At 38.9% G+C, this 24,575-nt stretch carries 19 protein-coding genes; 16 read left to right on the forward strand and 3 right to left on the reverse strand.

What is annotated here, in order from left to right; all coding sequences use genetic code 11:
* Positions 1-83: 83 nt before the first annotated feature.
* The gene (locus tag Q4489_RS03455; RefSeq protein WP_303477133.1) at positions 84-1,316 is read right to left on the reverse strand and encodes a cytochrome c; all 1,233 of its coding nucleotides are present in this window, start codon (positions 1,314-1,316) and stop codon (positions 84-86) included.
* 195 nt (positions 1,317-1,511) lie between these two features.
* Between Q4489_RS03455 and yihA the strand changes: the two genes are divergently transcribed.
* Positions 1,512-2,147, forward strand: a complete 636-nt coding sequence (gene yihA / locus Q4489_RS03460; protein ID WP_303477136.1) for a ribosome biogenesis GTP-binding protein YihA/YsxC — start codon at positions 1,512-1,514, stop codon at positions 2,145-2,147.
* Between the two features lie 570 nt (positions 2,148-2,717).
* Entirely contained in the window at positions 2,718-4,490 is a 1,773-nt protein-coding gene (locus tag Q4489_RS03465) for a DUF885 family protein (protein WP_303477138.1), read from the forward strand.
* 56 nt (positions 4,491-4,546) lie between these two features.
* Here Q4489_RS03465 and Q4489_RS03470 read toward each other — a convergent pair whose 3' ends face one another.
* The gene (locus Q4489_RS03470) at positions 4,547-5,086 is read right to left on the reverse strand and encodes an NADPH-dependent FMN reductase (protein ID WP_303477142.1); all 540 of its coding nucleotides are present in this window, start codon (positions 5,084-5,086) and stop codon (positions 4,547-4,549) included.
* 144 nt (positions 5,087-5,230) lie between these two features.
* Between Q4489_RS03470 and Q4489_RS03475 the strand changes: the two genes are divergently transcribed.
* The gene (locus Q4489_RS03475; RefSeq protein WP_303477144.1) at positions 5,231-6,139 is read left to right on the forward strand and encodes a LysR family transcriptional regulator; all 909 of its coding nucleotides are present in this window, start codon (positions 5,231-5,233) and stop codon (positions 6,137-6,139) included.
* Positions 6,140-6,206: 67 nt separating this feature from the next.
* Here the strand turns inward: Q4489_RS03475 and Q4489_RS03480 are convergent, their stop codons facing one another.
* On the reverse strand, positions 6,207-6,809 hold the full coding sequence (locus tag Q4489_RS03480; RefSeq protein ID WP_303477147.1) for a DNA-J related domain-containing protein: 603 nt from the start codon (positions 6,807-6,809) through the stop codon (positions 6,207-6,209).
* 344 nt (positions 6,810-7,153) lie between these two features.
* On the opposite strand from Q4489_RS03480, the gene Q4489_RS03485 reads away from it, so the two are divergent.
* From Q4489_RS03485 to Q4489_RS03545, 13 genes are all read left to right on the forward strand, one after another.
* Positions 7,154-8,146, forward strand: coding sequence for an alpha/beta hydrolase (locus Q4489_RS03485; protein WP_303477149.1), 993 nt, complete (start codon positions 7,154-7,156; stop codon positions 8,144-8,146).
* Between the two features lie 119 nt (positions 8,147-8,265).
* The gene (locus tag Q4489_RS03490) at positions 8,266-11,007 is read left to right on the forward strand and encodes an ATP-binding protein (RefSeq protein ID WP_303477152.1); all 2,742 of its coding nucleotides are present in this window, start codon (positions 8,266-8,268) and stop codon (positions 11,005-11,007) included.
* Between the two features lie 96 nt (positions 11,008-11,103).
* Positions 11,104-12,060, forward strand: a complete 957-nt coding sequence (locus Q4489_RS03495) for a magnesium transporter CorA family protein (RefSeq protein WP_303477154.1) — start codon at positions 11,104-11,106, stop codon at positions 12,058-12,060.
* 235 nt (positions 12,061-12,295) lie between these two features.
* Complete coding sequence (locus Q4489_RS03500; RefSeq protein ID WP_303477156.1) at positions 12,296-14,155, forward strand: SLC13 family permease; 1,860 nt, start codon at positions 12,296-12,298, stop codon at positions 14,153-14,155.
* Positions 14,156-14,317: 162 nt separating this feature from the next.
* Positions 14,318-14,869, forward strand: a complete 552-nt coding sequence (locus Q4489_RS03505; protein WP_303477158.1) for a GbsR/MarR family transcriptional regulator — start codon at positions 14,318-14,320, stop codon at positions 14,867-14,869.
* 147 nt (positions 14,870-15,016) lie between these two features.
* A complete protein-coding gene (locus Q4489_RS03510; RefSeq protein WP_303477160.1) occupies positions 15,017-16,393 on the forward strand; it encodes a cytochrome ubiquinol oxidase subunit I in 1,377 nt (458 codons plus the stop codon).
* Entirely contained in the window at positions 16,386-17,384 is a 999-nt protein-coding gene (gene cydB, locus Q4489_RS03515; protein WP_303477163.1) for a cytochrome d ubiquinol oxidase subunit II, read from the forward strand. The genes Q4489_RS03510 and cydB overlap by 8 nt, the downstream gene beginning before the upstream one ends.
* 289 nt (positions 17,385-17,673) lie before the next feature.
* Positions 17,674-18,822: an S-(hydroxymethyl)glutathione dehydrogenase/class III alcohol dehydrogenase gene (locus tag Q4489_RS03520; RefSeq protein ID WP_303477166.1), complete on the forward strand. Its 1,149-nt coding sequence runs from the start codon at positions 17,674-17,676 to the stop codon at positions 18,820-18,822.
* Between the two features lie 9 nt (positions 18,823-18,831).
* Positions 18,832-19,665, forward strand: coding sequence for an S-formylglutathione hydrolase (fghA, locus tag Q4489_RS03525; RefSeq protein WP_303477169.1), 834 nt, complete (start codon positions 18,832-18,834; stop codon positions 19,663-19,665).
* Positions 19,666-19,848: 183 nt separating this feature from the next.
* Positions 19,849-20,730, forward strand: a complete 882-nt coding sequence (locus tag Q4489_RS03530; protein ID WP_303477171.1) for a P-loop NTPase fold protein — start codon at positions 19,849-19,851, stop codon at positions 20,728-20,730.
* Between the two features lies 1 nt (position 20,731).
* Positions 20,732-21,577, forward strand: a complete 846-nt coding sequence (locus Q4489_RS03535; protein ID WP_303477176.1) for a mannosyl-3-phosphoglycerate phosphatase — start codon at positions 20,732-20,734, stop codon at positions 21,575-21,577.
* Entirely contained in the window at positions 21,570-22,817 is a 1,248-nt protein-coding gene (locus Q4489_RS03540) for a glycosyl transferase (RefSeq protein ID WP_303477179.1), read from the forward strand. Before Q4489_RS03535 ends, Q4489_RS03540 begins: the two co-directional genes overlap by 8 nt.
* On the forward strand, positions 22,801-24,555 hold the full coding sequence (locus Q4489_RS03545; protein WP_303477182.1) for a sugar phosphorylase: 1,755 nt from the start codon (positions 22,801-22,803) through the stop codon (positions 24,553-24,555). The genes Q4489_RS03540 and Q4489_RS03545 overlap by 17 nt, the downstream gene beginning before the upstream one ends.
* Positions 24,556-24,575: the final 20 nt, after the last annotated feature.

The raw sequence follows: 24,575 nt of genomic DNA on the forward strand, positions 1-24,575 counted from the left end.
TTTATGTGATCCTGATATAATCGCAACTTATTTTAAACATAAAAAAAGCAGCGATAACGCTGCTTTTTAATCGATGTTAATGATTATTTTAATGTAGACATATAATTAGCAAGTGCTGATATATCTGCATCAGAAAGCTTGCTGGCAATATCTTGCATCATGCCATTTTTATCGTTAGCACGAGCACCAGAGCGGAACGCTTGAAGTTGGGCTTTTAAATAACCAGGGTGTTGACCACCAACAGCAGGAAAGCTAGCGCTGTCCATACCACCACCATTGACAGAATGACAAGCGATACAAGCGGTAATGCCTCGTTCAGCATCACCACCAACGTAAAGCTCTTTGCCAAAAGCGTCAGCTTCGCCTACAACAGGCTTTAATTTTTGTGAAGCGTAATATGCCGCAACGTTTTGCATATCTTCTTCGCTAAGCGCGCCAACCATTCCGGCCATAATTGCGTTATCACGAACGCCTGATTTAAATTCTTTTAACTGTTTGAAAAGGTAAGCTTCACCTTGTCCAGCAATAGAAGGGTACATAGCATTAGTTGAGTTACCGTCTGCATTATGACAAGCAATACAGGTTGCAGATTTTGCTTTACCTAATTTTGCATCACCAACAAATGATTTCACCGCCACTTTGCCAGTAGATGCTTTTACTTCGCCAACCGCTGCTGTGTCTGCAAAATAAGCGCCTAGGTTAGCAATGTCTTCAGTAGATAAGTTCGCTGTAACTTGATTCATTGATGCGTTATGACGCGCATTGTCTTTGAAGTTATTTAATTGCTTTTCAATGTATTCAGGGTGTTGATTCGATAAATTAGGATTTATCAACACTTTGCTATCACCGTCTTTACCATGGCAAGTGATACAAGCGGTAATGCCACGATCTGCATCTCCGTGCTCATAAAGTGCCTTACCTGCGCTAGCATTTGGCACGTATTCTGGTACCGGAGCCGCCACTGTTTGCGTAGCGCTGGCATCACCACTTTCTTCAGGAGCAGAACCATCTATACCAAATGCTGAAAAGTACGCAGCTAAATCAGCCATATCTTGCTCAGATAAATTTGCAGCCATTGGCGACATTAATTGATCATTACGATCGCCAGATTTAAAAGCTTTTAATTGTTTTACAATATAGTCAGCGTGTTGACCCGCCAAGTGTGGGTATGTGTCAGCTGTACCCATACCGTTACTACCATGACAAGCTGCACAAACAGCTGCTTTTGTTTTTCCTGCTTGGGCGTCACCCGCAAAGGCATGAGCTTGAGCCATCATGCCCAACCCGATGACCATTGAAAATAAAACGTTTTTCATGGATTGCTCTCTGTTTCTTATTGCGCTTGATTCATAGCCAATCAAGCATCGTTGTTAGTTTTTTAATTATCGCGGCATTTTACACGAAACCAAAGGCTTTTTAAGCCTGTGTAAGAAAAAAACGTTAAAAAAAGTAAGGTTTTCACTAATTTTTTTCAAAAACAGATATAATAGCCCCATTACTAAAGATTAAAGATGGAAACGGTTTTGTCTACTTTTGCAGTCAATTTAAATAAAGCATCCTTTGTGATCAGTGCTCCTGATATTCGAAAACTTCCAGAAGATACCGGTATTGAAGTTGCGTTTGCAGGGCGCTCAAATGCAGGTAAATCAAGTGCATTAAACACGTTAACACGCCAAAAAAGTTTAGCACGTATCAGTAAAACACCAGGTCGAACCCAATTAATTAACGTATTTGAAGTTGAAGAACAGTTACGACTTGTTGATTTACCAGGGTATGGTTTTGCAAAAGTACCGCTTGAAATGAAAAAAAAGTGGCAAAAAGCGTTAGGTGAATATCTAGAAAAACGCGAAAGCTTACAAGGCTTAGTGGTATTAATGGATATTCGCCACCCACTAAAAGATTTAGATCGTGATCTAATTGAATGGGCGGTAGACAGTGAACTACCTGTATTAGCATTGTTAACTAAGTCAGATAAGTTATCTCAAGGAAAAGCGAGCGCAGAAGTATTAAAAGTTAAGAAAACCTTGCAACCCCTTGGCGGCGACATTAAGGTGCAAGCCTTTTCGTCATTGAAAAAAACAGGTGTTGATCAAGCTACCCAAGTGATTTGCCAATGGATGAATCCAGAAAATCTGATTGAAGCATAAATCACAATGCTCTATTAAGTACTGCCTAAACTCAGGTTTGTATAATATCAATGCTATATACGCATTGCTTATGCAAAGCTGAGACTGCTCATTAGATAACCTCTTTCTTGAACAAACCTATCATCACTTACCCTAGTCAATTTTTTAGTATTATCGTAATTTTATTGCGCAAACACTGTGAATATTAAGCGGGATTCAGACGGTTATTTTTAGGCAAAAAAAAAACCGAAGATGAATCATCTTCGGCTTGATAGCTTTGGGGAAAGCTAGAATATAAAATTTTTACAACAGGTGTTCGCTAGGAACAAAACTGATTATAGAGTATCAACTCTATAAAAGTAAAGTGTTTACTCTAAAAATATTTAAATTTATGTCATGAAGGTTGTGTGGAGAATGTTTGAAGTATCATCAAGTGAAATAGTAAGGCGTTTAATGTATTAATTTTTCAAAGGGGTTAATTGTCTTATTAGCTAGACCTTTCATCGTGCAAGGCTACTTTTATTCAGTTTTTTACGTTATGTTTCTTCGTTAACAAACGTTCTATCATTTCGTTTTTATACAGGTACCCTTATGAATTTATGCCCTTTTCGATACACGGTAGTGTTTATCAGCTTGCTTTTTGTTAGTGCATGTCAGCTAACGCCGATAAAGCCAAGTGCTGATGAGCAATTTGAACACACGGTTCAACAATTGTTAGATCACCGTGCAGGTAAAGGACAATATCAAACTAGAGTAAACGATGAAAAAAAACGTTATTGGCCAGATTTGTCACCTGAATTTTTAGCAAGACAGTACGAAGAACGTAAAAGTATTGCTGTTGCATTTGAGCAAATAGTGCAAGATGAGCTGTCAGCAGAAAATAAAATAAACTACGCCATCATTAAAGCGCAGCTAGATAATAAGATCGCTCATTATCGCTTTAAGTCACACTATATTCCGTTTAAGTCAGAATCAGGCTTTCATTCCAATATTAACTTTACCGTTGATGCCACGGTATTTAATCAGAAAAAAGACATTGAACAATATATAAATAAGCTCGCAGCAATGCCAACATACTTTGAGCAAAATATTGATTGGATGCGAAAAGGTTTGGCTGAAGGGATCACGCAGCCTCAAGCCGTTTTAGTAGATTATGAGCACTCTATATCAGCCTTTATCCCTGGAAAAGTTGAACAATCAGTGTTTTTAAAGCCCTTTGCTACGAGTTCAACGTTGATTGATGCTGAATTTGTTCAGGAACAGCGTGAGCGTTTAATCCACTTATTAACAACACAAATTATTCCTGCTTATGAAAAGTACTATCATTTTTTTACGCAAGAGTATTTTCCAAATGCCAGAAAAAATATTGCTGTTTCTTCAACGCCTAATGGCCTTGCCTATTACAATAATCGAGTAAAACACTATACAACGACTGACATGAGTGCAGAAGAAATTCATCAGCTTGGTTTGCGTGAAGTCGCACGTATTCGCTCGGAAATGGATGAAGTAATTGCCAAAACTGGTTTTGAAGGAACGTTTGCTGAATTTACCCACTTTTTACGAACAGATCCGCAGTTTTACGCAAAAACGCCGTTAGAGTTAATTAAAGAAGCGTCGTACCTTGCGAAGCAAATTGATGGCAAATTACCGTCATTATTTAAACATTTACCGCGTACTCCCTATGGTGTAGTGCCGGTTCCTGACAGTATCGCACCTAAATATACGACAGGACGATATATTAGGCCGCCAAATGATCGCCACTCAGGTTCATATTGGGTGAATACTTACGCATTAGATAAACGTCCATTGTATGTATTACCGGCGTTAACCTTACATGAAGGTGTGCCTGGGCATCATTTACAAATTTCTTTAAATAGTGAATTAGATAATCTGCCTTCGTACCGACAACACGCCTATATTTCAGCCTTTGGTGAAGGGTGGGGGTTATATGCTGAATGGCTAGGTATTGAAGCAGGCATTTATACTGATCATTACAGTAACTTTGGCCGTTTGACATATGAAATGTGGCGAGCAGCGCGATTAGTGGTTGATACCGGTATGCATGTAAAAGGTTGGTCAAGAGCCCAAGCAATGGACTTTATGAGAGATAACACCGCGTTATCACTACATAATGTTAAAACTGAAATAGACCGTTATATTTCATGGCCGGGTCAAGCTTTGTCATACAAAATAGGTGAAATCACAATTCGCAACTTACGCAAGCGAGCCGAAACTGAACTGGGTCTTGATTTTGATGTGCGTGAATTTCATTATCAAATTTTAAAAAATGGTTCAGTACCTTTACATGTGCTTGAAGCACAAATAGAGAAATATATTACTGAAAAATTAGCAGAGAAAGAGTAATAAACAGAATAGTGCGCTTAGCGGGCAAATAAGAATAAGCGCACATTACTGTTATTTTATATTGTTGCTTCGAATTTTTTTATGACGTTGCTAATGGCTTGATCTGTTTCTGGATCAAGTTTTCCATCAGTATACTTATCGTAGAAACTACCTAAGCTGAAAGTCTCTTTAACGTCACCGCCCCACCAAGGCATCAATGTTGCCATGCTTTTTAAGTTGGTTGCCCCCCCAGTTGCACCCGGAGATGTGCTCATCAATAGCACGGGTTTTACTTTGTCACCAAAAAAGGGTTTTCCGGGTGTGGTTAGCCGGGATAACCAATCAATAATATTTTTTAAAAACGCTGGCATTGAACCGTTATGCTCTGGTGAAGCAATGACTAAAGCATCAAAATCAGACATCAACTCACGTAGTTGAATTGCGCTATCAGGGAAGCCTTTTTCTTGAACATCTAAGCCGTATAAAGGCATTTCATATTCGTTAAGATCTATTATGGTTACTTCATGTGAGGTGAATTTCTCTGCTGCTAAAGTAACGAGTGTTTGGTTAATCGACTGACTATGGTTACTGCCTGAAAATGCTAACACTTTTTTCATACATACTTCCCCGTTGTGTAATTAGTGATTACGGCATATTTGCCAATAAAAGTTAAGTTAACGTTACTATACTGTGCTCTATTTAGTAGATAAACAGGAGTATAGTGATAATATAGTTCACTATAAGTAAACAATTGTGGTTGTATGATGGATAAAGTAAAAGCATTAACTGTTTTTAGGCGGGTGATAGAGTTAGGGAGTTTTAAAGCGGCTGCTGAAGATTTGTCGTTATCAAAGGCTGCGATTAGTAAAAATATTAACCAACTAGAAGATTACCTACAGGCACCCTTAATTCACCGCACCACTCGAAAAATGCATGTCACTGAAAAAGGTAAACAATATTATCATCAAGTGCGTAATATTTTAGATGAATTAAATACGGCTGATTTATCGATCATAGAATCTTCCAGTCAGTTAAGGGGCTTAATTAAAGTAAGCGTGCCAATGTCGGCTGGCTTATTATTAATAAATCCTGCAGTGTGTGAATTTATGAAGGAACACCCTGAAATATCAGTAGAGCTTTTAATGAGTGATCAATATTTAGATTTGGTAGAACAGGGTCTAGATGTTGCTATTCGTGGCGGTGGACCGTTAAAAAGTTCAAGTTTAAAGTCACGCAAAATACATGGGCTTGATCTGGTGCTTTGTGCATCAGCAGAGTACGTGGATATTCATGGTCAACCTAGCGAACCAGAATCACTTTATACACATAATTGTTTAATGTATAGCTTGGCTTTATCGCCTCGACAATGGGTGTTTCGCCAAGAAAATGAAGTTCGCACCATCGATTTACCGCCAAGTTCTTATGTGGTAAATAATGGCTTGGCATTGAAGCAAGCGGCAAGAGCTGGTCTTGGTATACTGTTAACACCCGAATTGTTTGTTGCAAAAGAGCTGCAAACAGGAGAATTAGTCAAGCTAATGCCAGATTGGCAAGCGGAAAAACACGCCTTATACGCCGTGTACCCTTTTCATAAAGAACAATCTAAAAATGTACGAACCTTTATCGATTTTATTATCAAGTATGTGACAAAAAACTGTGAGAATGCATGACGCGAATAGAAAGGTTTTCACTGTATTATTGCATTTGAACAATAAATGCATGTGTTGCCGATAGGTATTAGAACAGCTTATCTAATACAGCCTTGGCGTGACGAATTTTGCTAAACGTGTCAGCACAGCCACCCTTGTCAGGGTGATATTTATTAGCGAGTTTAAGGTATTGAGCTTTAACCATTTTTTTGTCTGCATCTATGGGTAGGCACAACGTTTCTAATGCCTCTTCCTTAGCGTCATGTGCAAGGTATTTTTGCCAAAAGCTTTTGATCATGTCGCTTATTTCGTGTTCTTGCGTTTCAAAATAATGTTGAGGGTTTAAGTAGTAACTCGCCAGCGGATCTGTTGTTTCAAGTGTGTTTTTAGATGAGTGCTCATCTAATATTGCATTGTTTATGGCGACTCTTTTTATACGAACAGATTCAATAAAAAGCTGATATTCTTGTGTCGTTTTATAATGTGCTTTTAAGTGGTAAAGGGCGTGCATACAAAGAAAGTGCGCGCTGAATAAATCTTTGTGATCTGCTAATGAAAAGTTGTTAAAAGGTGCGATACCCTCGTTAGCTAAATGTTTGATAATGTCATATTCATTCGAAGCAGGTGAAACACTGAAATAATGCTCAAGCTCATGAAATATTGGTGTTAAGTATGGGTTTAACGTGCGCATTTCGTCTATCAGTAGTTCATGTAAAGTCCATCATACATTAACGGGCTTTATCTTTAAAATTCAGATAAATAACAAATATTCTATTTCAATCATGTATAGCAATGCAGCTTTTAGCGCTGAATGCGTTAAGGTCTTTAGAGCTACTTTTAATGGAGCAATTATCGGTAATTGGAAAAGCAGATATTAACGTTTGGCTCTTAATGTTGTGATGCAATAAATTTATCTGGTTAACAGTGTAAAGTCGACTACACTTAATACTGAGTAAGTTGGCAGTATTTAAAGGATATTACTCTCATTCTTAGGCTATTTGTGAACCTTAGCTTTGCACTTCAAAAGGACTTTTTATGTTATTTGCAACGAATAGAACACCGAAAGAATCAGCAAGGAGTCGTAAAGGGCGAAAAATATCTTTCCCACCGCAAAAAACACGCACTAGCTTAGATATGTATTTTTGCCAACGCCTTGGTGAACATGACTACCGAGAAATAGGCAGTCCAGCATTTTTTCAATATCTTAAAAATCTTCCCAACACTATGCAAGTATTGTTGTACATACATGGTTTCAACAATACACCTGAACCTGATATTTTCCCCAATGCTTTACGCTTACAGCAGTTAATAAATCAACAATATGGAGATGAGTTTGCCTTAGTTGTACCACTTATTTGGCCATGTGATGATGATGCCTTTTATGCATTTATTGATGATTATTGGGATGATCAAAGAGCGGCAGATGCCAGTGGTTTAGCCTTTGCGCGAATGTTGGCAAAGTTTGATAACTGGCGCACTCAAGAAGCAAGTAAAGAAAACCCTTGCACAAGAAGAATTAACATTCTTGCCCATTCTATGGGTAATCGGGTGTTACGAAATGCGATAGCTTCATGGGGAAAATACGACCACTGTGGCCAGGTGCCTAAACTGTTTAGAAATATTTTCATGGTCGCGGCAGATGTGGTTAATCATTGTTTAGAACCTAACAATAATGGTGTACTAATTCCACAATCGGCTAGAAATGTCATTGTGTATTATGCCAATGATGACTTAGCCATGCCCGCGAGTAAATTAAGCAACATAAGGCATAGAACCGTCTCTGCTCGTTTAGGTATGACAGGGCCAGAAGATTTAACCAAGGTGGCCAAAAATGTCTATGAGGTTGATTGCGATAGTTTTAATAACCGGTTTGATATGCCAAAAGGTCATTCTTATTTCCTGAATAGTCAGGCGCAGGTGAGTCCTGCATTAGTGCATATGCTATCAGCCATGATTGACGGCAGGGTAAAACCTGCGAAAAGAAGTCACATATTAGCTTATCCATTAGAAAGTTTAGATGCTTTTTAATGAAGATGGTATTAAGCAACCTATTGCAGAATATAGGGTTTATCTTGTTTATTACACTACACTAATAATGTGCTATACCTTGTAAAAAATTTAACAAAAATATTAATAATGATCATCATATGAAAACAAACCTGAAATTAACTGCTAATAAATTGCTGTATTTAGTCTTAGCGATAAGTGCGTTCATATCAGGGGTATTTCTATCAAATTTTTCTTTTCTCACACAAATAATGCCAATTTGGTTACCGGCGGGTGTTGCTCTTGTTGGTTGTTATCTTTGGGGTTGGCGATTTGTTCCTGCAGTGTTTATCTGTTCTATCGCGCTGAATGTTTGCATCAATGCTGAGCTTTCTTTTATTGATCTATTATCGTTTAACGGTGCCAGCACGTTTATTATTGCCTTTGGTTCATCACTGCAAGCTGTTGTGGGTGGATATATGATGAAACGTTGGTTGGGAAACCCAATTGCTCAACCAACGACGAGAAAGTTGATTTATTTTATCGTAGGTGTTGGCGTAGTTGTGAACCTGATTGCCGCCAATATTGGGGTAGCAGCGTTAACCTATTTTAATGCCGATTATGCGATGAATAATTACTGGATTAACATGACTTATTGGTGGCTTGGGGATTCTATAGGGGTATTACTTGCAACACCTTTTTTGTTAAGTGCCATTTCATTTGCTGGTCAGAAAGAATTTCCTAAAAATGTCAGGGTTATTAATATAGTGGCAACAGGAGTATTGTTTTTTGGAGTGCTGCTATTGACCAATTTTTTCATTAATTACGCAGAGGATAATAGCCGTAAGCTTATTTCAAAAGAAATAAAAGTCGTTGAAAGTAGTCTAAACCGAGAGCTACATAATAACGTATCGCAATTACAAACATTAGCCAGTTTTATTCAAAATAATAACGTAGAGCTTGATACGTTTGGTCAGTTTACTCAAAAAATCCTCGAGAAAAATCCAACAATATACGCAATGTCATGGAACCCATTAATTACGCAACAGCAAAAACATCAAACAGAAATGATGCTACAGCGTATTTATCAACAACCTTTAACTATTAAAGGTGAGCCAATTTCACCGGATGATCCTATTGTATATGTAAAATATATTGCGCCTAACATCGGTAATGAAGAAGCCATAGGATATAACGTGTATTCTAATGTTGATCGTAAAGCAACCATACAAAAAGCGACAAACAGTTACTACCCGCAGGCAACGCCTATTATTCAGTTAGTGCAGATAAACAGCAAGCAGCCTGCCTTTTTATTGTTTATGCCAGTATTTGATGTGAGTGACAATAATCAAACACCGGCAGCAAAACAATTAAAAGGCTTTGCTACCGGGGTGTTTTTAGTCAATAGCATGATAAATGAAGTCTTTAATATTACCGGCAATAAGCTTTTTCATTATGCGTTTTTTGAAGAGGGGGCTTCACATTCTTTCGCAAAAAATGTTGATGGCGCAGGCTTCGATTTTACTAACAACATAATATCTACCGTACGCTTTGAACATTCAGGGCGAGTATGGCTTTTAAATCTGTCGCTTAATCAGCAATTTCTCAAACGCGAACAAAGTCATTCATTGTTTATGTTATTTATGTTCCAGTTTTGTTTAGTTATATGCATTATTACGATGCTATTACTGATGAATAATCGCCATTTGGTATTAAACAATCGAGTTCAACAAAGAACAGTTTCACTCCATAACGCGATGGAAAAAGCTAAGCAAGCCAATCAAGCAAAAAGCCGGTTTCTAGCCATTATTAGTCACGAAATAAGAACGCCTTTGAATTCCGTGGTCGGTTTTTCTCAGATGGCAAAACAATCAAGCGATCAGCTTGAAATAAAGGAATACATCAGCAAAATTGAAATCTCATCTGATATCTTATTAAACCTTGTTAACGACATATTAGATTTTTCAAAAATAGAAGCGGGGAAATTGCAATTATCTGAACAAACGTTTGATATGCATCGCAGCTTGCTTCGAGTTGCCAGTATCTTTGAAACCCTTGCAATGAACAAGGGGCTACAATGGCAGCTTGATGACCAATTACCAGCCAACATTCGATTTATAGGCGATCATGTGCGTATTGAACAAGTGCTTGTAAATTTATGCAGTAATGCGATCAAATTTACCGGTAAAGGTTCCGTTATGTTAAAAGCCATCGTTAATATCAACGATGATAATGCCCTGATAACCGTGACCGTAACAGATACAGGTATAGGTATTAGCGAGACTAACCAGCAGAAACTATTTACCTTGTTTACCCAAGCTGATGATTCAACTTCTCGTACTTATGGTGGCACAGGTTTAGGTTTGGCAATATCTCGAGAGTTAAGTCAATTAATGGGGGGCGATGTCACAATCGCTAGTGAAGAAGGCGAAGGCTCAACCTTCACTTTTACTGCGTCATTAAAAATTTCAGAGCATAATATAGCAAAACCTACTCCACCAACCGTGAGAAACTTTCCTCATTTGAACGTGTTAGTTGCCGAAGACAATCGCATCAACCAAGCGCTAATAAAAACAATTTTAAGAAAACATCAAATTGAGCCAGTAGTGGTTGATAATGGTCAATTGGCGGTAGAGGCGGTGATGCGTGAATCGTTTGATTTAGTGTTAATGGATTGTCAAATGCCTGTACTTGACGGCTACGAGGCAACTAAGCAAATCAGAGCAATTGACGCCTATAAACATTTACCTATTTTAGCGTTAACGGCTGATGTAAATGCGGAAAGTGTTGAATATGCCAAACAAGTAGGTTTTACTGAGCACCTAACAAAGCCAATAAATGTTGAGCGACTATTGGCGTGTTTTGCGAAAATAAGTGACGATATTGCCAGTCGCAATATCTAATTGAGACAGAAATGTTAAGTGTTTATACATGAAAGCATACGTTGTCTACCTTCTAAATTGGGTTGTTATAAGGTCAGTTAATACATGATTAAAACTATGTTGATATCCGCTTCTTCCACAGAAATGGGCGGCGAAGAGCTGATTGAAAAATGGCGGCAAGATGCTGATGCTACTTTATGGTTGGATCTAGAGGGGCTTGATCAAACCACAGAAAAACAAATGTTACTATCACTTGATTGCCACCCGCTGGCGATTCAAGACACGCAGCGTGATAGACACCCGCCTAAAGTCGAACTGTTTGAAAACTATATTTTTCTCTTGTATCGCGGTTTTGTTAGTTACGACGACATTTTAACGTTCGAACACTTGCAGTTAGGCATGTTTATAGGGCATCGAATTTTAATTACTTGCCATGCGGGTAGTTCTATTGCAGTCAATAATTTGTTCAATGAAAGTAGTGCTAAATATCTTGCTCGTAGTCCGGTGCATTTAGCATTGCAAATGTTTCATTCTAGTTGCGGTAACTACTTAAAACAGCTTTTTACCTTTGAATCACATTTAGAAAAAATTGAAGATCAATTCCAACTTAGCGGTAATGATCAAATGATGCGAGAAATTACCGCGTATCGTTCTCAACTGGTAAAAATTAGGCGTACTTTTAACTACCATGTGTCAATTGGTGAATCGTTAAGTCAATTTTTAGAAAATGATGAAACATCACTGATCACACCTGTTGAAATTCATACCTTAACCGATTTACGAGAACGCTTAGAGCGGTTAATGAGTTTGTCGCAAATGTACTATGAAATTTGTGGTGATTTAATTGATGGCTATATGTCGGTGACTTCGCATCAATTAAATGCCACGATGCGAGTGTTAACCGTTATTACTGCTTTATTTGTACCATTAACCTTCTTAGCCGGTATTTACGGGATGAACTTTGAGCATATTCCTGAACTTAAATGGGCGAATGGTTATTTTATTTTATTAGGGGTAATGTTGGTTATTTCGGTTGGGCTTATTGTTATTTTTAAACGGAAAAAGTGGCTTTAATGATAACTTTACTGCGACTTATCATATCAAGGCAAAGCAATACCTAGTCAAACGAATACATATTGTATTTCCGGTATGGTGATATTGGCTCAAATTCAAAACGTGTTGCTATGCTGAACATGTTTTGCCTTCTAGTATTTTGTCAAACTCCATTAGTAGGTATTATGGTTTACAAGTAAGTTATTTTTCTGACTTTCTCGCCTTTTAGCATTCCTAGTGCTAACGTTGAACTTGTGTGTTATTAACAATAATCAATAAGTTGAATGTGACCATGCCTGACATTCCTAATAATCATGCACTTGCTATGTTAGTGCTTACTGTGGTTGCACTTTATTTTTTCAGGCGTGAAGATATTCCATTAGAAACATCATCGTTAGCGGTATTAGTTGTGCTATGTATGATTTTTACGGTGTTTCCCTTCGATATTAATGGTCAGCATTTAGAACCATCCTCTTTATTTTTTGGTTTTGGTCATGAAGCCTTAGTGACTGTTTGTGCATTGATGATCATTGGTCATGCCTTAGTACGAACAGGCGCTTTAGTACCTGTGGGTAGAAATTTAGCGAAATTGTGGAAAATAAGCCCTGCAATTTCATTGTTGGTAACATTGATCATTGCAGGTGCATTGAGCGCTTTTGTTAATAATACGCCAATAGTGGTGCTACTTTTACCTATTTTAACCAGCGTTGCCTTACGCACAAAAACAGATACGTCACCCATGTTATTGCCCATGGGGTTAGCTACGTTAGTAGGCGGAATGACGACAACTATCGGTACTTCCACAAATTTATTAGTCGTGAGTGTGGCGAGTGATATGGGGTTGCCACGTATCGGCATGTTTGATTTTAGTTTGCCCGCAATTATTGCCGCTTGTATTGCCATCGCCTATTTATGGTTAATTGCGCCTAAACTGTTACCTCAACGAAAGGCGTCGTTACCGGATACTTCACCACGATTATTTAGTGCCTATCTTAATATTAATGAAGATAGTGTTGCCAATGGAAAAACCGTTGCAGAATTGTTGAAACTTACTGATGATCAAATGAGTATAGAATCAATACAACGCAGCCCCGAATATCGAAACATACGACCATTTCCCGATACGGTGATTAAAGAAGGCGATAGGCTGCACGTTAAAGATCATCCTGAACAACTAAAAGAGTTTGAGTCTGTTTTACAGGCAACGTTATTTTCAGGCGCACATAAAGTTGATGATGATCACCCTTTAAAAGCTGAAAAACAAAAGCTTGTTGAAATGGTTGTAATTCAGGCGTCAAACTTAGTGGGTAGAACCTTGAAAGATGTTCAATTTGCTAAACGATACGGTATCTCTGTACTTGCTTTACACCGTAATGGTAGTGCCATGGATATTGGCCGTAAAAGTATTGGCAACGTGATAATTCACGCTGGCGATGTGCTTTTGGTGCAAGGAGATGCAGATCAAGTGGCAGAACTAAAAAGTTCACAAGGGTTCTTAATTATTGATGGCGCGTCAGATTTACCCTATTCGCAAAAAGCCCCCATTGCTTTATTTGTGTTGTTTTTGGTTGTAGCTGTTGCCGCTATCGGTGTTTTACCCATTGCCATCAGTTCACTCTGCGGCATTTTAGTGTTGCTCATGACCAAGTGTATCGACTGGAGTGAAGTATCTTCTGCACTCAGTACGCAAGTGATCCTCATTGTCGTTGCGTCTTTAGCGCTAGGCTCTGCAATGATGCAAACCGGCGGGGCTGACTATATCGCGCAGGTTTTTGTGGCCTTCGCGGTCGATTTACCTCCATGGGGCATTATTGCCTCGTTAATGCTAATGCTTGCTATTATGACGAACATTGTCTCAAACAATGCGGCGGCGGTGATAGGCACGCCGATAGCAATCTCAGTAGCCAATCAACTTTCTTTGCCTGTAGAGCCTTTTATTTTAGCGGTACTTTTTGGCGCCAACCTAAGTTACGCAACCCCTATGGCTTACAAAACTAATTTACTAGTGATGAATGCTGGTGGTTATCAATTTTCAGATTTCATTCGTGCTGGCGTACCGTTAATTATTCTAATGTGGGTATCATTATCGTTTCTATTATCTTGGATTTATTTTTAATCATTCGTCTGTGATTTTGGTATATTCAGCTTTCAACTTCAGTGTTTAGCCTCAGTAACGGTGGCAGTAAAATAATTTGAGGTTATGCATAAATTTGTCTTGATCTAGATCAAGTTCCATTCTAAAATTCTAAACGTTCAGAAATTATTGAAAGTTTAGAAGATGAAGTTATCTCCTCGGATAGAAAGTTTTGTAATGCACTGTGGTGAAATGGGTAGCCGATGGGGTTTTAATCGCACCATCGGCCAAATAATGGGTTTGCTTGTCATGAGTGAACAGGCGTTATCAGCTAACGAGATAGGCGAAACGCTCAGTATCTCTCGCGGCAATGTAAGTATGGGCATCAAAGAACTGCAATCTTGGCGGCTTGTGAACGTACAACATATTGCCGGTGATCGTAAAGACTATTACTTACCTTCGGGCAGTATATGGGAACTTGCAAATCGCATTTTTGAAGAACGAAGCAAACGTGAAATCGATCCAACCTTATCGTTGCTGCGTGATTCGTTGCTTGATGAACCATCTAATCAACATGAAGAATATGCTTTACAACAGATGGATGAAATTCATGATTTATTAGAAACATTAACTAAATGGGCGCGAGAGTTACAAAGTGTTAGCCCAGAAAAATTAACTACCCTAATGAAGCTTGGTTCAGGTGTGGTAAAAATGCTTGATTTTAAAGATAAGGTTGTAAAGTCGAGTAAACACTAGAGGGGGTTGCTCTTTCGAGATTAAATTTTGTTTGAACTAAACGAGAAAGATCAACAAGCCCTAACTTCCTATAATTGATTATACTTTTAGTGCAATAACAATATTGTGCTACGGGCTTACTCACGCCAAATTTGGCAGAGGTATATTATGTTAGAGACAGAAATGCTGTCGCGTATTCAGTTTGCGCTTAATATTAGTTTTCATATTCTTTTTCCGACCATCACCATTGCGTTATGCTGGTTTCTTGTGTTCTTTAAAGTTCGCTATGACCAAACACAACATCCTGTGTGGATGCGAGCCTATCGTTTTTGGGTAAAAGTGTTCGCACTTACGTTTGCCTTAGGGGTGGTAAGTGGTATTACCATGTCGTTTCAGTTTGGCACGAATTGGCCGGGCTATATGGAAAAAGTGGGCAATATTGCAGGCCCACTGTTGGGTTACGAAGTATTAACGGCCTTCTTTTTAGAGGCAACCTTTCTCGGCATTATGCTTTTCGGCATGAAAAAGGTCTCTGCCAAAGTACATACCTTTGCAACGATAGTTGTTGCCATTGGCACAACATTATCTGCGTTTTGGATTTTAAGTTTAAATTCTTGGATGCATACGCCAACAGGCTTTGAAATAAGAGACGGGGTTGTGTTTCCTGTTGATTGGTTCGCCGTTATTTTCAATCCTTCATTTCCTTATCGATTCTTTCATATGATGATTGCGTCTGGGCTTACCGCCTCATTTTTAGTGGCAGGGTTAAGCGCATACCGCCTATTGCTGGGGGATGAAAAGCAAGCGCCTAAGCTGACGTTAAAGGTGGGTTTAACCGTTGCAGTGATATTGGCCCCCTTACAAGCATTCGTTGGTGATTTACATGGTTTAAATACATTCGAACATCAACCGCAAAAAGTAGCAGCGATGGAAGGAGCGTGGGAAACGGGTACAAATGCACCGCTTTTGTTATTCGCTATTCCTGATGAAGAAACTCGTACTAACAGTTATGAATTAGGTATACCAAATTTAGCCAGTTGGATTTTAACCCATAAAGCAGATGGGGAAATTAAAGGCTTAAATGACTTTATTGACAACCATCCACCAGTAAAACCTGTGTTTTATGGCTTTCGTGTCATGGTGGGTATGGGCTTGCTCATGATTTTAGTCGCATGGCTTGCCCGTTTTCAATTATACAAGCAGCAAAAGGTATCAAAGGGTTTATTAAAGGTACTTGTGTGGATGAGTTTTTCTGGCTGGATTGCAACGCTTGCAGGTTGGTATGTCACAGAAATTGGCCGTCAACCTTATTTAGTCAGTGGTATATTAACGGTGAAAGAGGCCGTCACTGATATAGCAGCTGAAAATGTTGTGATAAGTTTAACGATGTATGTCGTGGTCTATTTGTGTTTACTCGTAGCATACCTACATACCATTTTCTTATTGGCGAAGCGTGCCGTGAAGGTGGAAGAATTTGAGAACGAGGAGTTAACCAATGTAACTTCTCCTTACCGTGAAGATGAATGGGAGAATAATCATGTTTGATCAACAATCGCTTGCCGTTATTTTTGTAAGCTTAATGGCATTATCAACGCTATTGTATGTGATATTAGATGGTTATGATCTTGGTGTTGGAATGTTGTTACCGATAGAAAAAAAGGAACATGCCGACACCATGATAGCGTCAATAGGGCCATTTTGGGATGCAAATGAAACCTGGTTAGTATTCGCGGTTGGATTATTATTAATTGCTTTTCCTGCAGCGTATAATTTGATTTTAAAAGCGTTGTATCTACCTAGTGTTGTGATGTTAATTGGCTTGATCTTGCGCGGTGTTGCTTTTGATTTTAGAGCAAAAGCGGCTGTGTCGCATCGAAAAACGTGGGATAAAACCTTTAAAGCAGGGTCATTTATTGCGGCTTTGTCTCAGGGCTATATACTCGGCATTTATGTAACCGGCTTTGAGCAGTCTTGGATGGCAACATGTTTTGCGATAATGAGCGCTTTTGGTGTGGCTTGCGCGTATATGCTAATTGGCGCTTGCTGGCTAGTGATGAAAACAAATGGTGAGTTACAACAAACAGCTATTAAGTATGCTCAGCGTTGTGTGGCTATTACCTTTATTGGTGTGGTATTAGTATCTGGTTTAAATCTGTGGGTTAACCCAGAAGTTTATGAAAAGTGGTTTACCTGGCCTTATGGTTTGTTTTTATTACCAATTCCAATGGTCTGCTGTATTGCTTTTTTTCTTTGCTTTAATGTACTTAGACATTTGAAAAAAATGCCAGAACATGGCTCAGGGTTACCTTTTTTTATAACAGTGTTTATTTTTACATTAAGTTTTTTTGGCTTAAGCTTTAGCTTTTTCCCTGACATTGTACCTAATCAGTTAACCATTTGGCAGTCTGTTGCTGCACCAGAGTCACTTAACTTTATACTGTGGGGTGCGTTCATCGTTGTACCAACTATTTTAGCTTATACCATCTATTCGTATCGTGTTTTTTGGGGAAAAGCAGATGAACTCAACTATTACTAAGACGAATGGACTTTTTATTGAGACGATAACAAGGTTAAATACTTATGTTATTGATTACCTAGTTGGTTCAATCAAACTTGATTGCACTACTCAATAATGTAGATCTTTTGTTCTTTTTAGATCTGTAATTTCTCTTTTTATACAGGGCATTTTTTAATGCTCTGTTTTTTTATCACCTTTCAAAAGACAATCATCAACAATATTAGTGTTTGTAAATGAACGATTGATCTCGAAAGACTATTAGCACATCGTTATACTGTCTCAAAGCACATAAAAAATAGGAAAAACTATGTCTCTTAAATTAGCACCCGGCCAAACAACAATTAAATCAAAAGCTGCAGTTGCATGGGCAGCTGGTGAGCCATTAACCATGGAAGAAGTTGATGTAGAATTACCAAAAGCAGGTGAAGTGTTAGTACGTATTATTGCCTCAGGTGTATGCCATACCGATGCTTTTACGTTATCAGGAGAAGATCCTGAAGGCGTTTTTCCTTCTATCTTGGGTCATGAAGGTGGTGGTATTGTGGAAATGGTTGGTGAAGGCGTTACAAGTGTTGATGTTGGCGACCATGTAATACCACTTTATACCGCAGAATGCGGGGAATGTAAGTTTTGTACTTCAGGTAAAACCAATTTATGCCAAGCAGTGCGTGAAACGCAAGGCAAGGGTGTGATGCCAGATGGCACTTCGAGGTTTTCTATTAATGGCGAGCCTATTTATCATTATATGGGATGCTCTACGTTTTCTGAATATACAGTGTTACCTGAAATATCACTCGCTAAAGTCAATAAAACCGCGCCATTAGAAGAAGTATGTTTATTGGGCTGTGGTGTTACTACTGGTATGGGAGCTGTGCTTAATACGGCTAAAGTACAACCTGGGGATACAGTTGCAGTTTTCGGTTTAGGTGGTATTGGTCTTTCAGCCATTATTGGCGCAAGAATGGCGGGTGCATCGCGCATTATTGGTGTTGATATTAACGAGTCAAAATTTGATTTAGCGCAACAGTTAGGTGCAACTGATGTTATTAATCCTCAAAAAGTAGATAAGCCGATACAAGAATATATTGTTGAAATTACCGAAGGTGGTGTTGATTACTCTTTTGAATGTATTGGAAATGTGAATGTCATGCGTCAGGCACTAGAGTGTTGTCATAAAGGCTGGGGTGAATCAGTTATTATTGGCGTTGCTGGAGCAGGACAAGAAATTTCAACAAGGCCATTCCAGTTAGTAACAGGTCGTGTATGGCGAGGTACTGCGTTTGGTGGTGTGAAAGGTCGTTCAGAACTACCAGATATTGTAGAAAAGTATTTAGCAGGCGACTTTGGCTTACAAGAGTTTATTACCCACACCATGGGGCTAGCAGATATAAACACTGCGTTTGATCTCATGCATGAAGGCAAAAGTATTCGTTCAGTGATCCATATGGATAAATAAGGAGCGTACATGGAACAAATCAGTCAAGCAAAAGTGTGTGAAGGTATTCATCAGCAATTTTCACACTTTTCAACTTCCTTGCAGTGTACTATGCGTTTGGCGATATTTTTACCGCCTAACGCTAATGCAGATAAACCTGTGCCGGTCATTTACTGGCTCTCAGGGCTAACCTGTACCGATGAAAACTTTATGCAAAAAGCAGGCGCCTTTAAAAAAGCAGCAGAACTTGGCGTTGCTATTGTTGCACCTGATACGAGTCCACGTGGCGAGAATGTGGCTAATGATGATGCCTATGACTTAGGACAAGGAGCTGGATTTTACGTAAATGCTACGCAATCTCCTTGGTCTGAACATTACCAAATGTATGATTATATAGTGTCTGAGTTGCCGCAACTGATCGAACAAAACTTTCCTGTTACTGATAAACGTTCAATTGCGGGGCATAGCATGGGCGGACATGGTGCTTTAGTCATTGGTTTGCGTAACCAAAATCAATACCAGTGTATTTCAGCGTTTAGTCCGATTACGAACCCGTCACAATGCCCATGGGGTGAGAAAGCGTTCTCGGCTTATTTAGGTGACAATAAAAACGATTGGTTATCTTATGATGCTTGTCATTTACTGGCTCAAGCAAAATCAACACTTCCGATATTAGTGGATCAAGGTGATGCGGATAACTTTCTTGTTGAACAATTAAAACCTAAAAACCTTCAGCGTGCAGCTCAGCAACATGGCTCTGCATTAGAGCTTAGGATGCGGGCTGGCTATGATCATAGCTATTATTTTATCTCAAGTTTTATTGATGAGCATTTAGCGTTTCATCATCGTTGTTTACAAAAATAGCAGGACGCACCTTTTTGGTGCGCCTTTGCGTTAAAACTAATCAACTTATCATACGACTCTTGCGCTAAGGTGTTTTGTAACAAACTAATATATCATTAAATAACAACAAGATATTCTAAATTTTCTCTGTATGCTTGATTTGGCACAAGAGTTGAAATGAATACGATAATGTAGGATATATTTATGGACAAAATGCTCAGCGAATTTATTACCAAACACAAACTATCTGATGCGTTTCAAGAAACCGCATTACAGTTTTATGTGCCATTAGCAAGTACGTTACTTGAGCGTATTAATCGTGGTGAATCACCTTTATTTGTTGGTATTAATGGCTGTCAAGGTAGTGGTAAGTCAACCATGTGCGCGTTTATAGCTGAGTATTTAGCGAACAACTTCAATGTGAAAGTGGTGAACCTATCACTTGATGATTTTTACCTATCAAAGAGAGCGAGAAAGTCACTCGCAGAACAAATACACCCCTTACTAAATACCCGCGGCGTGCCTGGTACCCATGATATTGACTTATTATCTAGAACGTTATTGGCATTAAAACAAGGCCATTCTGGTGTGCAAACACCTGCGTTCGACAAGGCCATAGATGATGTTAAATATGTGGCGCAGTGGGAGTATGTGAAAGACCAACCTGATTTAGTACTTCTTGAAGGCTGGTGTTGGGGGGTAATGGGGCAAGACAGTACAGCGTTAAGCTTTGCAATTAATCAGCTAGAACACACTAAAGATGAACAATGTGTTTGGCGTGAGTATGTGAATAACCAATTAATGGATAATTATCAACCGCTGTATCCATTGTTTGATTATTGGGTGATGTTGGCTGCACCGTCATTTAATGCGGTGTATCAGTGGCGTTTAGAGCAAGAAAATAAACTGGCGGCCACTACCGAAGAGACTAATAACCATATCATGTCTTCAGATCAGATTAGTCAGTTCATTCAGTACTTTCAACGTTTAACCGAACACGGTTTAGCAACACTTCCGCAGCGAGTGAATTACCTGCTAACGCTTGATCATAACCGGCAAGTTAAACAAGTGGTTATAGGCGATTAATATGAAAAATACTTACTTAATATTTAGCGATCTAGATGGCACGTTACTAGATCATGAAACCTATAGTTGGCAGGCTGCTAAACCAACGTTATCGGCATTAAAGGCGGCTGATATTCCGCTTATATTAAACACCAGTAAAACCTTTGTTGAATTAGAAAAACTACGAAATGATCTCGCATTGTCTACACCATTTATTGTTGAAAATGGTGCTGCTATTTATATCCCTATTAATTACTTTGATAAACAACCAGAAGATGCTTTTCAACAAGGGGATTATTGGGTTAAAACATTTTGTCAGCCAAGAAGTTATTGGCTTTCATTACTGAAAAATGTGGCATTTGAGTATCAACAGTATTTTACTGGTTTTTCTCAGTTGACGGTGCAAGAACTCATCGCGCTTACTCACTTAACCGAGCAACAAGCAAAAAGTGCATTACAGCGAGAATTTAGTGAGCCGCTTCATTGGTGTGGTACAGATAAACAACGTAATACTTTCATCGACTTGATGTCAGATTACGGTGCAAATGTGTTGCAGGGAGGTCGTTTTTTACATATCAGTGGCGCTTGCGATAAAGGGCTTGCACAACATTGGCTTGCGGAAAGATATCGCGAACAATACCCCGCTTCTGATATTACGACTATTGCGCTAGGCGATAGTAATAATGATGTTGCCATGCTTGAAACGGCAGATATTGCCGTACAAATTCGATCACCTAAACATGGTTTTCCTGTTTTAGAACGACAGTCTAAAGCGATTCAAAGCGACGAATATGGCCCGAAAGGTTGGGCTGAAACATTAACGCATTTACTTCCTTTTATTCATCATCACGAGGTGCAACATGGCTGATTTTTATCAAAATGGTACGGTAACAACGTTACATAACTTAGGGCAACGTGATCAAGAAAGCCTAGAACAAGAGCTATTGGCGTTTTCAAAGAAAAGACCATTAGGGTTGATTTTACCGTCACTTTATTCTGAACTTGAAGGTAAAGCATTGCCTGAAATTATTGATAATATTGCACAAGTTCCTTATCTATCTGAAATTGTGATTGGTTTAGATCGCGCTGACGAAACGCAATATCGCTCTGCGTTGAAATTTTTTGGTGAGCTACCACAACATCATAAGGTGTTGTGGAATGATGGGCCAAGGCTTCGTGCCCTTGATGCCAAGCTTGAAGCTCTTGGCTTAGCGCCTAAAGAAATGGGTAAAGGGCGCAATGTCTGGTACTGCATGGGTTACGTATTGGCGTCGGGCAAGTCTGAATCTGTTGCTTTGCACGATTGTGATATTTTAACTTACGATCGTCAATTATTAGCTCGACTACTCTACCCTGTGGCCAATCCACTCTTTAATTATGAATTTTGTAAAGGTTTCTATGCGCGGGTAGCAGACGGCAAAGTTAACGGACGTGTTTCACGACTATTAGTGACTCCACTTCTTAAAGCATTAAAGAAAACTGTTGGTCATAACGAATATTTAGAATACATGGATAGCTTCTTATACCCACTAGCAGGTGAGTTTTCCTTTAGGCGCGATGTGTTAAACGACTTACGCATTCCAAGTGATTGGGGTTTAGAAATAGGGGTATTATCTGAAATGCACCGTAATTTTTCGTCTAACCGATTATGCCAAGTTGATATTGCGCAAACATACGACCATAAGCATCAAGATTTATCGTTAGATAATGCCAATGCCGGGTTATCTAAAATGTCAGTTGATATCAGTAAAGCGTTAATACGCAAACTGGCAACACAAGGTGAAACCTTTACTGCCGAAACTATTCGTACCCTTAAAGCAACGTATTACCGTATAGCATTAGATTATGTGGAAACTTATCGCAATGACGCAGTAATGAATGGCTTAACGCTAGATATTCACACAGAAGAAAAGGCGGTTGAAATGTTTGCGATGAATATTATGACCGCAGGACAAACGTTTTTAGAAAACCCAATGGATACACCGTTTATTCCTTCATGGAATCGTGTGGTTAGTGCAATGCCAGATGTGTTAGAGCAATTAAAAACCGCGGTTGAATTAGATAACGAAGAATTTTCTCAGGGGTCTATACATGGTAAATGCGCTTGATACGCTAACACAAAAGGTATGCCAGCAACTGGCGTTTATTTACCGCGATGTAGAAGGTGTTGATGATTACCAGGCGTTAGCGGATCAACTAATGGCTGAAATGCGTTTTCCAGCAGAGATGCATGCAGTGGAGCCTTATCAGAACTTATGGTCAGAGCAAGATGTGGTTATGATCACCTATGGCGATAGTATTATCGACACAGATGAAAAGCCACTGAAAACCTTGCAGGATTTTATTACTGACTATATTGGTAACACAATAAATGGTGTGCATATTTTACCGTTTTTTCCATTTAGTTCTGATGATGGTTTTTCGGTTATTGATTACTCGTCAGTCAATGAAGCACTTGGTGATTGGCAAGATATTTTAGCGATTGCAGCGAATAAACGTTTAATGTCTGATCTAGTGATTAATCATTGTTCAAGTAGAAGCTTATGGTTTGAAAATTTCATCAATGGTAAAGGAGTTGGCCATGATTTCTTTTTTACCGCGTCACCCGATGATGATTTATCTGCAGTCGTCAGACCAAGAACATCACCGCTGTTAAAAGAAGTTGAAACGGCAAACGGCAAACAATTTTCGTGGTGCACTTTTAGTCATGACCAAGTGGACTTTGATTTTAGAAATCCCGCGGTATTAAGGGTATTTGTCTCGATTATTCGCCAGTATCTTGATATGGGCGTTGAAATTTTTCGTTTAGATGCGGTGGCTTTTTTATGGAAAATTGTCGGTAGTAAATCTATTAATTTACCGCAAACCCATGAAGTTGTTAGGTTGTTACGCACTCTTATTGAACACGCAAAGCCCAACGCCATTGTGATCACCGAAACTAATATTCCTAATACACAAAATTTAACCTATTTTGGAAATGCTAATGAAGCCCATGCCATTTATAACTTTTCATTACCGCCTTTATTGTTAAATACGTTAATTACTGGCGATTGTTTATATTTAAAGCGATGGTTAATGAGTATGCCCCCCGCTCAAAATGGCACAACATATTTTAATTTTATAGCCTCGCATGATGGAATAGGTTTACGACCAGCTGAAGGTCTATTAACCGATCAAGAGCTAAATGTACTAATAAACACTATGAAACAGTTTGGCGGCAGAATATCTTGGCGAACCAGCGATGAAGGACAACAAAAGGCCTATGAAATAAATATTGCGCTTTATGATGCGCTGCAAGGCACTAGTGCAGGTCCAGATAAATGGGGAAATGCACGCTTTATCTGTGCACATGCCATTATGCTTGCCCTAGAAGGTATTCCAGGCATCTATATTCATAGTTTGTTAGCCACGAGAAATGATGAAGAACGGTTAGCGCATACTCATCACAATCGTTCGATTAATCGACATCGTTGGCAGTATGAACAGTTAAAGCAGCGTTTGAGTGATAAACAAAGCCATCACCAGCAAATATTTTCTGCGATGACAGAATTAATTCACGTACGTACACAGCAGCCGGCATTTCATCCCAATGCAGTACAATTTACGCTGCATCTTGGACTACAATTATTCGGTTTTTGGCGTCAAAGTGTTGATCGCAAACAGAGCATTTTTTGTATTAGTAATATCACCAGTGAACCACAGCCTTTAATGCTGAGTGAATTGAATTTGGTGATCACAGAGTCTTGGTTTGACTTGATCGCAAAGCAAGAAATACGTGATACGTTGGAACGTATTATATTGCAACCATATCAGACCGTATGGCTCAGCAACCAAGCGAATGTATAGCGCGTGTTAGTTTGACTAAA

Source organism: Thalassotalea sp. 1_MG-2023 (assembly GCF_030546745.1).
GTDB lineage: Bacteria > Pseudomonadota > Gammaproteobacteria > Enterobacterales > Alteromonadaceae > Thalassotalea_C.